Annotated in this window: 12 protein-coding genes; 10 read left to right on the forward strand and 2 right to left on the reverse strand. The window is 67.2% G+C overall.

From position 1 onward, the window contains the following. Positions 1-17 precede the first annotated feature (17 nt). The 7 genes from AB8K43_RS01975 (at position 18) to AB8K43_RS02005 (ending at position 6,768) form a co-directional block, all read left to right on the forward strand. Positions 18-536 (forward strand): hypothetical protein, encoded by a 519-nt coding sequence (locus tag AB8K43_RS01975; protein ID WP_370890807.1) that lies wholly within the window; start codon positions 18-20, stop codon positions 534-536. Positions 537-628: 92 nt separating this feature from the next. Continuing rightward, entirely contained in the window at positions 629-1,369 is a 741-nt protein-coding gene (locus AB8K43_RS01980) for an amino acid ABC transporter ATP-binding protein (protein WP_370890809.1), read from the forward strand. Positions 1,370-1,463: 94 nt separating this feature from the next. After that, positions 1,464-2,291, forward strand: a complete 828-nt coding sequence (locus AB8K43_RS01985) for a glutamate ABC transporter substrate-binding protein (protein WP_370890811.1) — start codon at positions 1,464-1,466, stop codon at positions 2,289-2,291. Between the two features lie 100 nt (positions 2,292-2,391). Continuing rightward, the gene (locus tag AB8K43_RS01990) at positions 2,392-3,072 is read left to right on the forward strand and encodes an amino acid ABC transporter permease (RefSeq protein ID WP_370890813.1); all 681 of its coding nucleotides are present in this window, start codon (positions 2,392-2,394) and stop codon (positions 3,070-3,072) included. Continuing rightward, entirely contained in the window at positions 3,069-3,947 is an 879-nt protein-coding gene (locus AB8K43_RS01995; protein WP_370890815.1) for an amino acid ABC transporter permease, read from the forward strand. The genes AB8K43_RS01990 and AB8K43_RS01995 overlap by 4 nt, the downstream gene beginning before the upstream one ends. Before the next feature lie 187 nt (positions 3,948-4,134). Further along, complete coding sequence (locus tag AB8K43_RS02000; protein WP_370890817.1) at positions 4,135-5,475, forward strand: acyl-CoA dehydrogenase family protein; 1,341 nt, start codon at positions 4,135-4,137, stop codon at positions 5,473-5,475. 48 nt (positions 5,476-5,523) lie between these two features. After that, positions 5,524-6,768: an acyl-CoA dehydrogenase family protein gene (locus AB8K43_RS02005; protein ID WP_370890819.1), complete on the forward strand. Its 1,245-nt coding sequence runs from the start codon at positions 5,524-5,526 to the stop codon at positions 6,766-6,768. Between the two features lie 128 nt (positions 6,769-6,896). On the opposite strand, the gene AB8K43_RS02010 is transcribed toward AB8K43_RS02005, so the two are convergent. Then, entirely contained in the window at positions 6,897-7,502 is a 606-nt protein-coding gene (locus tag AB8K43_RS02010) for a TetR/AcrR family transcriptional regulator (protein ID WP_370890820.1), read from the reverse strand. Positions 7,503-7,574: 72 nt separating this feature from the next. Between AB8K43_RS02010 and AB8K43_RS02015 the strand changes: the two genes are divergently transcribed. The 3 genes from AB8K43_RS02015 to AB8K43_RS02025 all read left to right on the forward strand — a co-directional run bounded on the left by AB8K43_RS02015 (position 7,575) and on the right by AB8K43_RS02025 (position 11,048). Continuing rightward, on the forward strand, positions 7,575-8,312 hold the full coding sequence (locus tag AB8K43_RS02015; protein WP_370890822.1) for a glucose 1-dehydrogenase: 738 nt from the start codon (positions 7,575-7,577) through the stop codon (positions 8,310-8,312). A 92-nt stretch (positions 8,313-8,404) separates the two neighbouring features. Next, positions 8,405-9,190, forward strand: a complete 786-nt coding sequence (locus AB8K43_RS02020; protein WP_370890824.1) for a ParA family protein — start codon at positions 8,405-8,407, stop codon at positions 9,188-9,190. A 97-nt stretch (positions 9,191-9,287) separates the two neighbouring features. Then, the gene (locus tag AB8K43_RS02025) at positions 9,288-11,048 is read left to right on the forward strand and encodes a S8 family serine peptidase (RefSeq protein WP_370890826.1); all 1,761 of its coding nucleotides are present in this window, start codon (positions 9,288-9,290) and stop codon (positions 11,046-11,048) included. 52 nt (positions 11,049-11,100) lie between these two features. Here AB8K43_RS02025 and AB8K43_RS02030 read toward each other — a convergent pair whose 3' ends face one another. Further along, positions 11,101-11,874 (reverse strand): helical backbone metal receptor, encoded by a 774-nt coding sequence (locus AB8K43_RS02030; protein WP_370890828.1) that lies wholly within the window; start codon positions 11,872-11,874, stop codon positions 11,101-11,103. Positions 11,875-11,967: the final 93 nt, after the last annotated feature.

The following is an 11,967-nucleotide window of genomic DNA, read 5'->3' on the forward strand; positions in this document are numbered from 1 at the left end:
GGCAGGACCTCGTCATGGTGGGAGCGCGGCCCGCGGAGGCCGTCATCGCGCGACGAGTCTTAAGAGCCCATCCGGGCGCCAAGGTCACCCTGATCGACCCCCTTCCCGGCTGGGCTCCGCCCGGGGTGGGGTGGTTACAGATGCGGCGCTCCGCGGTCAACGCACGGCTCCGCCGGGTGTCATTGACCGCGGACCGGGCCGTGATCGGCCGATCCGTCGAGCGCCTCACCTGGTCTTCTCGCGACCAAGTGTGGTCGGTGGACGGGAGGCTGGACGGCGCGGCATATCCGACGATCCGGGCGAGCGTGGTCCACCTGTGCGATGAAGGCGGACCCGGCGCCGAGACCGTGCAGATCGTCGTCGATGGTGTCCCGGTCGACCGGGCCGGCGTCACTCGCGCGTCCCAGATCACCCTTGACGGCGTGCCGAACGCGAGTGTCTGCGGAGGTAGCCCGCTCGGACCGTACTCCTGGCGCACGATGCGCATCGCCCGGTGGCTCATCCATGCGCTTCGCCGCCGCCGGGAGCGCTCGTAACGCTGGCCAGGGCGCCGGAGCCAGGTATCGACTCGACAACGCCTGGGGCGCTAAGTGGCTCAGATCACAGGTCGCGCCGCTAGGTTCGGTGCATGGCTGAGCCCCTCGTTGTCCTCCGGGACGTCAATAAGCACTTCGGCGACCTGCACGTCCTTCAGGACATCAACCTGACCGTCGATCAGGGCGAGGTGGTGGTCGTGATCGGTCCGTCCGGTTCGGGGAAGTCCACGCTCTGCCGGGCGATCAACCGACTTGAAACGATCGGCTCCGGGTCGATCACCGTCGACGGCAAGCCACTGCCCGAAGAGGGCAAAGAGCTCGCCCAACTGCGGGCCGATGTCGGCATGGTCTTCCAGTCCTTTAACCTCTTCGCCCACAAGACGATCCTCGACAACGTCACCCTCGGGCCGATCAAGGTCCGCAAGATGAAGAAGGCCGATGCCGAGCGGCGCGCGATGGAGTTGCTCACCCGCGTCGGCGTCGAGGCCCAGGCGGAGAAGTATCCCGCTCAACTTTCGGGCGGTCAGCAGCAGCGCGTGGCGATCGCTCGATCGCTCGCGATGGACCCCAAGGTCATGCTCTTCGACGAGCCCACCTCGGCGCTTGACCCGGAGATGATCAACGAGGTTCTCGACGTGATGACGGGCCTGGCCCGCAGCGGCATGACGATGATCGTCGTCACCCACGAGATGGGTTTTGCGCGCAAGGCGGCGGACCGCGTCATCTTCATGTCCGATGGCCAAATCGTCGAGCAGGCCGAGCCCGAGGAGTTCTTTACCAACCCGCAGAGCGCCCGCGCCCAGGACTTCCTCGCCAAGATCCTGGCCCACTAGCGCGCGATCCCCCCTTCGTCCCCTGAAGAAAACAGGTACCACCCAACCCCGAGCGGCCCGAGCAGACGGCGTCGCACGATCAAGGAGAAAACAGATGAACGCACGACGCATGACCGCGGTGGCCGCCGCCGCGCTGTTCACCGTGGGGCTCGCCGCTTGCGGCTCCGACGACTCCGGCTCTGGCTCGGGTTCAGGTGGCGGCGACCCGATCAAGATCGGGATCAAGTTCGACCAACCCGGATTGGGTCTGCAAGACGGTGGCAACTACACCGGCTTCGACGTCGATGTCGCGAACTATGTCGCGAAGGAACTTGGCCGGACACCGGAATTCATCCAAGCGCCGAGCCCCCAGCGCGAGACCCTCATCGAGACCGGTCAGGTCGACCTGATCTTCGCGACCTACTCGATCACCGACGAACGCAAGCAAAAGGTCTCCTTCGCCGGCCCCTACTTCATCGCCGGTCAGGACCTCCTCGTGCGCGAGGACAGTGATATCACCGGAGTCGACGGCCTCGACGGCAAGCGCCTGTGCTCGGTGTCCGGCTCGACCTCGGCCGCCAACGTCCAAAAGGAGGTCCCGGGGGTCCAGCTGCGTGAGTTCGACACCTACTCGGAGTGCCTCGATGGCCTCGTCAACGGTCAGCTCGACGCGCTGACTACGGACAACACGATCCTCGCGGGATATGCCGCGCAGGAGCAGTACAAGGGCAAGCTGAAGGTCGTCGGCAACACCTTCTCCGAGGAGCGCTACGGCGTCGGCCTGAAGAAGGGCGACACCGCACTCTGCGAGAGCGTCAACAAGGCGCTGGAGAAGATGGTGAGCGACGGAGCGTGGCAAAAGGCCGTGGATGACAACTTCGGGCCGGCCGGCTTCAAGGTCGACACCGAGACCAACCCGCCGAAGCTCGACGCCTGCTCCTAAGGCATCCACCCGCAGGTGGGCGGGAAGGGGGTTGTCTCGCCCTTCCCGCCCACCGGCGGCGCTCTTTTGTTGACGGACCTGGAAGGGGTGTGACGACGCAATGCAGGAGTTGTTCCAGCAATTTGATGTGTGGAGCTACTTTTGGATGACGATCAAGCTGTCGCTATGGTCGGCTCTCTGGGCGGGCCTTCTCGGCACGCTCCTTGCGATCATGCGGGTGAGCCCGGTCCGCATCCTGAACGAAGTCGGCGCCTTCTACGTCAACACCGTGCGCAACACCCCCTTGACGCTGGTGGTCCTCTTCTCCCTGACGGTGCTCGGCACGCGCCTTGGGATCTCGATCGCCAACCAAGAGAGCCCCACCTTCTTGGTGGACGAGGCCATCCGGTGGGCGATCTTCGGATTGTCGATCTACCACGCAGCCTTCGTGTGTGAAGCGCTGCGGTCCGGGGTCAACACGGTTCCGCCGGGGCAGGCCGAGGCGGCGCGCTCGATCGGGCTCGGCTTCGGCCAGTCTCTGCGCTATGTGGTGCTCCCGCAGGCCTTCCGCGGCGCGATCGCTCCGCTTGCGTCGGTGCTGATCGCCTTGATCAAGAACACCACCGTGGCGTCGATCATCGGGGTCCAGCAGGCATCGGTCTTCATGCGTGAGGGGATCGAGTTCCGACCCGACCTCATCTGGCAGCTCTTCCTGCTCATCGCGGTCTTCTTCCTCTGCCTCACGCTGCCGATTGGGGTGGGTTTAACCGCCCTCTCGCAGAAGTTGGCGGTGAAGCGATGAGCAGTTCGGTCCTCTTCGATGCCCCCGGGCCCAAGGCGCGACGGCGCTATCTGATCGCCACGATCTTCTCCGCGCTCGTCCTCGCTGCACTCGTCGTCATCGCGCTCATGCGCCTGGGCGATCGCGGCGAACTTGAGGCCGCCAAGTGGACGGCAATGTTCACCGAGCGATCGTGGCGCTACTACTTCCTCCCCGGCATCCGCGCGACCTTGCAAGCCGCGATCGTCTCGGTGCTGCTCGCGATGGTCTTCGGCCTGGTCTTCGGGATGGGCCGGTTGTCGCAGCACCGCGCGATTCGGTGGGTGAGTGGCGCCATCGTGGAGTTCTTCCGCGGGATCCCGGTGCTGATCATGATGATCGCGTTCTTCTACTTCCTCGCCTTCCGCGGCGTCTTCAGCGCCCAGATCAACCCCTTCGTCGCCGTGGTTGCCGCGCTGACGCTCTATAACGGCTCGGTGATCGCCGAACTCGTGCGCTCGGGCGTCGGATCGCTGCCGAAGGGCCAAGCGGAGGCGGGCCTGTCGGTCGGACTGACGCGTGGGCAGACGATGCGCTCGATCCAATTGCCCCAAGCGATCACGGCGATGCTTCCGGCGCTGGTGAGCCAACTGGTGGTCGTGCTGAAGGACAGCGCGCTCGGGACGATCATCACCTATCCCGAGCTGCTTCAGATGTCGCGCAATCTCGCGGCTGGCGGCAACACCCTGCAGCCGCTCGTGATGGCGGCGCTGATCTTCATCGTCATCAATTACGCCCTGACCTGGGTCGCGAGCCGGCTGGAGCGGCGGATCAACCGGCGTGGACACACCGCCGCCGTCGTGGACAAGGATGCTGGGCGCCCGGGCGATCCAGCGACCAATCCCGCGGGGACGTAACGCGCGCGGCATGCGGGTGAAGGGGGTGATGGTCCGGTGACGGCCCTCACCCCCTTCGACTTGTTACTTACGGGTTTACCGGTACGAGGTGTAGCAGGTACTGTCGGTATCGCACACTTTCGCGCGGGCGGATGTCGCGCGCGAGGACTCATCGTCGAAGGACCTTGCGAGGAAGGCTGAGCGCCAGATGTCAACGAAGAACACGTCCCTGGCCGATAAGGGGCAGCGGATTGGGCTGCGGCTCATGGCGCGGGCCGGGGGCCTGCCGGCCCTGCAGGATCCGAAGGTGCGCAGCACTCTCGGGCGCTATCTCTACCGCAGCGCGAAGACGGGGTTCGCCGCTCAACAGGTCGCTGGCAAGGCCTTTGTGAAGAAGAAGGGGTCGGGGGAGCCGGCTCGGCCTCGCCCGGTCCGCCCGGGGACGGTCTTCGACCTCACCGCGAGCGAGGATCAGGCGATGATCCAAGGGGTCGCCCGTGAGCTCGCCGACGAGATGATCCGCCCGGCTGGCTCGGCGGCCGACACCGACCGCGCCGTGCCCGCCGAGGTCCGCGACGCAGCGACGCAAATGGGCCTGCACCTCGTCGGGGTGCCCGAAGCTCTCGGCGGTATTGCTGAGGAGCGCTCGGCTGTCACCGCCGCCTTGGTCCTGGAAGAACTCGCCCGCGGCGACATGGGGATTGCCGTCGCCCTCATGGCGCCCGCAGCGGTCGCAACCGCGATCGCGTCCTATGGCTCGGCGGACCAGCAGGCCACCTACCTACCCGAACTGGTGAGCGAAACCCCGGCCGTCGCCGCCCTCGCGCTGATGGAGCCGCAGCCGCTGGCCGACCCGCTCGCGCCGACCACGACGGGACGCTACGAAGGCGGCGATCTCGTCCTCGACGGGGTGAAGGCGATCGTGCCCGGCGCCGCGAGCGCGGACCTCTTCGTCATCTCGGCGATGGTCGGAGACGAGCCGCGGCTGGTGATCGTGGAGAGGGTGGACGAAGGGGGTGCCGCGGTTGATGGCCTCGCCGTCCAGGACGATCCGGCGATGGGGGTCCGGGCTGCCGCGACCGGTCGGCTCGAACTCTGCGGGGTGCGCGTCCCGGTAGCAAATCTGCTCGGAACGAGCGCCGACCATCTCGACGCGGTGCGCCGCGCCCGACTCGCCTGGTCCGCTGCGGCCGTCGGGACCGCCCAGGCGGTGCTGGATCATGTCCGCACCTACGTCACCGAGCGGCACGCCTTCGGCGAACCGATCGGATACCGCCAGGCCGTCGCCTTCACCGTTGCCGATATCGCGATCGAACTCGAAGGGCTCCGGCTCGTGGTCTGGCGGGCGGCTGCTCGCCTCGACCGGGGGAAGGACGCCTCGGATCTCATCGCTTCCGCGCGGCGTCTTACCGCCTCGGTCGGTGCCGAGATCGGCTCGTCCGCCGTGCAGTTGCTCGGGGGGCATGGGTTCGTCAAGGAGTTCGATAACGAGCGCTGGTACCGCGACCTCCGGGGCGCCGGCGTCCTCGAGGGCTCCTTGCTGATCTGACCCCCTTCTGCTCACTTTTTCCGACCGACGCGAAAGACCACTGAAGAGATGATTGACCTCGAGGTTCCGAAGAAGTTCCGCCCCCTCGTCGGCCAGGCCCGCATGCTGGCCGAAGAGGTGTTCCGTCCGATCTCGCGACGCTATGACCTCGCCGAACACGACTATCCCGCCGAGCTTGACCTCGTCTCCGCAGCGATCGACGGACTGAGCGACTCCGGTGCCGGTCAGGGCGCCGGGGCGTCGGCCTCAACGCGTGCCGATGCCGAGTTGCCCGCCGTCGGCTCCGGCCGCAAGGAGAAGGGGGAGCGCAGTAACCGCAATGGCGCCAATCTCTCCTCCGCGCTGTCGATCATGGAGACCTGCCGCGGCGACGTCGGGCTCACCCTGTCGATCCCGCGCCAGGGCCTTGGCAACGCCGCGATCGCTGCGGTCGCCAATGACGAGCAGAAGGCGCGCTATGGCAAGCGGTGGGCGGCGATGGCGATCACCGAGCCGGACACCGGTTCGGACTCCGGTGCGATCCGCACCACCGCGATCAAGGACGGCGATGAGTATGTCCTCAACGGCGAGAAGATCTTCGTCACCGCCGGGGAACGCGCGGAGCTCGTCGTCGTCTGGGCGACTCTCGATCGCTCGCTCGGTAAGCAGGCGATAAAATCCTTCGTCGTCGAGCGCTCCAACCCGGGCCTGAAACTGGTCCGCCTCGAGCACAAGCTCGGGATCCGTTCGTCGGACACCGCGGCCTTCAGCCTCCAGGACTGCCGGGTGCCCGCCGAGGACCTCCTCGGTGACCCCGAGATCCGCATCGAAGGGGGCTTCGGTGGCGCGATGCAGACCTTCGACAACACGCGCCCGCTCGTCGCGGCCATGGCGTGCGGCCTGGCCCGGGCGTGCCTGGACGAGACCACTCGCCTGCTCGCCGAGGCGGGCGTGACGGCCGATCCCGACCGCCCCGCGGCGGTGCAGACCGCCGCGGCCGCTCGGTTGCTCCAGATGGAGGCTGACTACCAGTCGGCCTACCTGCTCACCCTGCGCGCGGCGTGGATGGCCGATAACGGCAAGCCCAACTCGATGGAGGCGTCGATGGCCAAGGCCAAGGCGGGGCGCAGTTGCGTCGACATCGCCCTCGCCTGTGTCGAGCTGTGCGGCGCGAGCGGTTACGCCGAGACCCACCTGCTCGAGAAGTGGGCGCGCGACTCCAAGATCCTCGACATCTTTGAAGGGACCCAGCAGATCCAGTTGCTCGTGGTCGCCCGGCGCCTGCTCGGTTACTCCAGCCAGCAACTGCGCTAGCCGGGCGCCGAGCCTGGCTCCGTCTCGGGAAACTCCCGTTTTCTCGTGGAACTCCAGGGGATTTCGGGAGTTTCCGGGGACGCTCGATGCCCCCTTCGTCACGGCGAAGGGGGCCCGCGCGCGGTGAATCAGTCGGTGAGGAGCCCGTGCAAGACGATGTCGACGTGTTGGCGCACGACATCGCCGAAGTCGTCCGGGTCGAGCCGGCCAAGGGCGATCCGGATCACCGCCATATGGAGACCGGAGAAGAGGGTGCGCGCCGCCTCGGTGAGGTCGACGCCGGGACGAGGTGACTCGGTGACGGTGATCCGGCCGAGCAGGGTCTCGATCTCGCGCTCGAGCTCGTCGATCGCGGACAGCGCGGCGTCCCGAGGAGCGCCGGCCCGGTCGAACAGGACGATCTGCTGGTAGTGGAGCAGGTTGTCCGGTTGGGTCCGGGCCACCTCGATGAGGGGCTCGAGCAGGTCCATCACGGCCTCGACCGGAGCGTCGGCGGTGCTCGTCTCGTGTTGCGGGCGGGCGAGTTCGGCGTTCATGACGCGGGCGAGCAGATCCGCCTTCGTGCTCGCGTACCGAAAGACGGTGCCGACCGCCACATCGGCGTGGTCGGCGATCTGCTGCGTGGTCACGGCCTCGTAGCCATGACGCATAAAGAGTTCTCGAGCGGCGGCGAAGATGCGCGCGGCCTTGTCGGCCTTGTTGCGTTCGCGCCGGCTCATGACCAGCGTACTCATGCTCCCATTCTGACATGACACTCAAAAAGGAGTACGCTCATTAATGAGTGAAGTCAGAAATAAGGAGTGGTCATGAGCCGCGTTCAAGACAAGGTCGCCATCGTCACCGGAGGGGCCCGTGGCATGGGCGCGCATCACGCCCGGGCACTGGTGGCCGAAGGGGGTCGCGTCGTCATCGCCGACGTGGCCGATGAGGAAGGGCGCGCGCTCGCCGAGGAACTCGGCGACCAGGCCGTCTTCGCCCACCTCGATGTCTCCGACCCGAAGCAGTGGGTCGAGGTCGTCGAGCTCGCCACCTCGACCTTCGGTCGCCTCGATGTGCTGGTCAACAACGCCGGTGTCGCCGACATGGCGCCCCTTGCCAAGACCACCGACGAGGCCTGGCAGCGCATCATCGACATCAACCTGACCGGGGCCTTCTATGGCCTCCGCGCCGTCGTCCCGCATCTCGCGGCGCACGGTGGCGGCTCGGTCATCAACATCTCCTCGGTCGAGGGCATGCGCGGCAGCGCCGGCCTGCACGCCTACGGCGCCTCCAAGTTTGGCCTTCGTGGTCTCACGAAGTCGGTCGCGCTCGAGTTCGCCCGGGCTGGGGTGCGGGTCAACTCGATCCACCCAGGCTTCATCGAGACCGCGATGACCGAGAGCTTCCACGCCGTGGACCTCGGCATCCCCCTCGGCCGTGGGGCCAACTCCGATGAGGTCTCGGCACTCGTGGTCTACCTCGCGAGCGACGAGTCGAGCTACTCCACGGGCGCTGAGTTCGTGGTCGACGGTGGTCTCACCGCCGGCCTGACCAAGATGTCCTGACCCCACGGGTCGTAACGCGGCGCCGCCACCTCGGTAAGGACCGGTGTGGCGGCGCCGCGTTTCCCCGGGGTTCCCCCACTAGGGTGGCTGGCGTGACCACCATCGCGGTCTGCAGTTGGAAGGGCGGGGTCGGCAAGACCTCCGTCGTGATGGGGCTTGCCTCGGCGGCCCGGTCGCGCGGCGTGCGGACGCTGATCGTCGATCTCGACCCACAAGGCGATGCGACCTTCGGGCTCGGCGTCGTCGGGAGCGATTCCGGCACCCTCGCCGACGTCATCGACCGGCCCAAACGCACGGTGCTCAGCGCGGCGATTCGCGCCAGCGAATGGTCCCGCGATGGAGCCCCGGTCGATGTGGCGATCGGCGGAGCCGGACTCATGCACGATGATCGGACCGATCTCGGTCCCCGCGAGACGACCGCGCTGCGAAGGGTCCTCGCCAAGGTCGAGGCCGATTACGACGTGGTCATCGTCGACTGCCCGCCGTCGATGGGCGGGCTTACCCGCATTGGGCTGGCCGCCGCGGACCGCGCGCTGATCGTCACCGAGCCCGGGGTCTTCGCCGTGAACGCCGCAGAGCGGGCGCTGCGCGCCGTCGCCAGCATCCGCGAGGACGACAACCCCGACCTCCATCTCCTCGGCATCCTCGTCAACCGCGCCCGCGGCCACCTGAGCGAACACCGGTATCGGACCGAGGAATTGGCCTCGGTCTTCGGCTCATCGGTCCTCGCCGAGCAGATCCCCGAGCGCACCGCCATCCAGCGCGCCCAGGGGTCGTTTACCCCGATCCATGACGTAAAGGACCGCGGGGCTCGAGAGGTAGCGCGCATCTTCGACCAGATTCTCGCCGAGGCCCTACCCGACGACGGAAAGAATTAACCTCTCGGCGCACCGCCCTTCACAGGATTGTGACCCAGCGCATACAGTGCTCTGGTGGCGAATCCCCTGCGCCACGTTTCGCCACGAGGAGGAAACGATGCGCCATCCCCGCATCCTGTCGATGGTCGCGGCACTTGGCCTAGTGAGCGCCGGAATGGTCACGGCGTCGGCCAGCGCCGCCCCCGCCGCAGTGCCGCTTGGAGCGGCCACGGGTAAGGACACCAACTACGTGGTGCTCGCCGACCAGGGCGTCAGCGCGCAGAAAGTCGCCGACGACCTGGAGGCCAAGGGCGCCACCGTGACCTCCGTCAACGAGGCCGTCGGACTGGTGATCGTCAGCAGCGACCGGGCGAACTTCGCCAAGTCCGCCAGGGCGATGAAGGGGGTTTACGGCGCCGCTACCGAGGGGGTCGTCGGACGCGCCCCCAAGCGAGTTGCGGAGCGCAACCGCGACGCGATCATGCGCCCGCGCTTTGAGTCCAACAACAAGGGCGGCAAGGGCAAGGGCAACGGTCACGGCCGGTACAAGAAGGGCAAGAAGGCCGACCCGCTCGACCACCTCCTCTGGGGCATGGACATGCTCGACGTCTCCGCCGCCCACAAGATCGAATCCGGCGACAAGCGCGTCAAGGTCGGTGTCATGGACACCGGCGTCGACGCGAGCCACCCGGACATCAAGCCCAACTTCGACCGCAAGCTCTCACGCAACTTCGTCACCGACATGCCGGACATCGATGGTCCGTGTGAGACCTCGAACTGCGTCGACCCGGCCGATGTCGACGAAGGCGGCCACGGCACCCACGTCGCCGGGACCATCGCTGCCGCGAAGAACGGGATGGGCGTCTCCGGCGTCGCCCCGGACGTCTCGATCGTCAACGTGCGCGCCGGTCAGGACAGTGGCTACTTCTTCGTCGGCCCGGTCGTGAACGCGCTCACCTACTCCGCGGACGCTGGCCTGGACGTCGTCAACATGAGCTTCTACGTCGACCCGTGGGCCTACAACTGCCTCGATGGGGCGCCGGAGGACAACGACGAGGCGGCGCAGGAGCAGAATCTCATCATCGAGTCGATGACCCGAGCGCTGACCTATGCCCACAAGAAGAACGTCACTCTCGTCGGCGCTCTCGGGAACTCGTACACCGATCTGGCGAACCCCGGCACGGACACCTCCAGCCCGGACTACCCGGAGGGCAACGAGTACCCGCGCACGATCGACAATGCGACCTGCTTCGACCTGCCGGTCGAAGGCCCGCACGTCATCGGCGTCTCCTCGGTGGGCCCGACCAAGCGCAAGGCGTACTACTCGAACTACACCACCGACATCCACTCGGGTGAGATCGAGGTCTCTGCGCCCGGCGGCGACTACCGCGACCACTACGGCACCGACCAGTACGCGACGCCTGGCAACCTGATCCTTTCCACCGTCCCGCTGAAGGTGCTCCAGGAGGAGGGCTCGGTCGACGCCGACGGCAACATCACCGAAGACGGCGAAGGGTGGGTCCTCAAGGACTGCCGCACGACCGGCAAGGGCAAGGGCTCCAAGACCGAGTGTGGGTACTACGAGTACTACCAGGGCACCTCGATGGCTTCCCCGCACGCCGCCGGTGTCGCGGCCCTGATCGTTTCTCGCTTCGGTCGAGTCCAGGGCAAGCAGGGCTTCACGCTCGACGCCAACCGGACCCGTCAGATCCTCATGGGTACCGCGGTCGACACGCCGTGCCCGGAGCCGCGCCTCTTCACCTACCCGGGGCTCGCGTCGCGGTTCAACGCCGAGTGCGTCGGCGGTGCTGCCTTCAACGGCTTCTATGGTGACGGCATCGTCAACGCCTACGAGGCCATGCGCTTCCCGCGCCGCTAGCCGGGGAGGGAGCGAAGGGGGTGAGCTCGGGCTCACCCCCTTCGTCGTGTGTCTACGCCTGAGGGCGCGGCAGGCGCGCGTGCGCCTCGACCATCGCGGGTCCGTACCAGGTGAGCAGCCGCCCGCTGACGAGGTGAGTTTCAGTGCGGGAGAAGGCTTCTGGACCGTCGGTAGCGGTGAACTCGTAGGGCTCGTCGGGCAGCAGGACGAGGTCGATCTCCGGCCGGTCAAGGTCACCGAGGTCTACGTGAGGGTAGCGATCGGCATGGGTCGCGAAGGCGTTGCGCCATCCGAGCCGGTGCACCAGGTCTTGGGTGTAGGTGCGCGGGCCGACGGCCATCCACGGGTCGCGCCAGATGGCCACGGCGACAGTCGGTCCCCCTTCTGGAGGGTTCGCCGGCTCCTCGTCGGTGCCCCAGGCGCGGGCGGCCTCGTCGAGCCAGCCCGGACGATCGGAGCCGAGAGCTTCGGTAAAGAGCCGGCCCATCGAGGTCAGCGCCTGCGGCACGGTTTCGATCTCCGTGACCCAGACGGCGATGCCGCGCTCCCGAAGGCGGCGAACGTCGAGCTCGCGGTTCTCCTCGCGGTTGGCGATGACGAGGTCGGGGGAGAGGTCGGCGATGGCGGCGAGGTCGGGGTTTTTGGTACCGCGCACCCGGGCGACGTCGAGATCTGGCGGGTGAGTACACCACTGCGTCGCCCCGACAAGCCGATCGGGGACGCTGACGGCGAGAGCCTCGGTAAGGGAGGGGACGAGGCTCACGAGTCGCTCAGGGCGCGCTGGCAGCGTGAGGGCCGTGCCGAGGTCATCGATCCGGGTCCGCATCTGATCGACGGTAGCGAAGTCTGGTGAGCCAGAAGGCGGTCGCAGCGATGGGCGCATACTTGAATCAGGATTCAGGTTCGTCTAGCGTCGCCG

The sequence above is a fragment of the Janibacter sp. GXQ6167 genome, assembly GCF_041365945.1.
Lineage (GTDB): Bacteria > Actinomycetota > Actinomycetes > Actinomycetales > Dermatophilaceae > JBGFSK01.

Bases quoted from the DNA above. Each gene is read 5' to 3' on its own strand.
- AB8K43_RS02015 (WP_370890822.1), top strand. From the start codon at position 7,575: ATGAGCCGCGTTCAAGACAAGGTCGCCATCGTCACCGGAGGGGCCCGT.
- AB8K43_RS02005 (WP_370890819.1), top strand. From the start codon at position 5,524: ATGATTGACCTCGAGGTTCCGAAGAAGTTCCGCCCCCTCGTCGGCCAG.
- AB8K43_RS01995 (WP_370890815.1), top strand. From the start codon at position 3,069: ATGAGCAGTTCGGTCCTCTTCGATGCCCCCGGGCCCAAGGCGCGACGG.
- AB8K43_RS02025 (WP_370890826.1), top strand. From the start codon at position 9,288: ATGCGCCATCCCCGCATCCTGTCGATGGTCGCGGCACTTGGCCTAGTG.
- AB8K43_RS01990 (WP_370890813.1), top strand. From the start codon at position 2,392: ATGCAGGAGTTGTTCCAGCAATTTGATGTGTGGAGCTACTTTTGGATG.
- AB8K43_RS02010 (WP_370890820.1), bottom strand. From the start codon at position 7,502: ATGAGTACGCTGGTCATGAGCCGGCGCGAACGCAACAAGGCCGACAAG.
- AB8K43_RS01980 (WP_370890809.1), top strand. From the start codon at position 629: ATGGCTGAGCCCCTCGTTGTCCTCCGGGACGTCAATAAGCACTTCGGC.
- AB8K43_RS02030 (WP_370890828.1), bottom strand. From the start codon at position 11,874: ATGCGGACCCGGATCGATGACCTCGGCACGGCCCTCACGCTGCCAGCG.
- AB8K43_RS02000 (WP_370890817.1), top strand. From the start codon at position 4,135: ATGTCAACGAAGAACACGTCCCTGGCCGATAAGGGGCAGCGGATTGGG.
- AB8K43_RS01985 (WP_370890811.1), top strand. From the start codon at position 1,464: ATGAACGCACGACGCATGACCGCGGTGGCCGCCGCCGCGCTGTTCACC.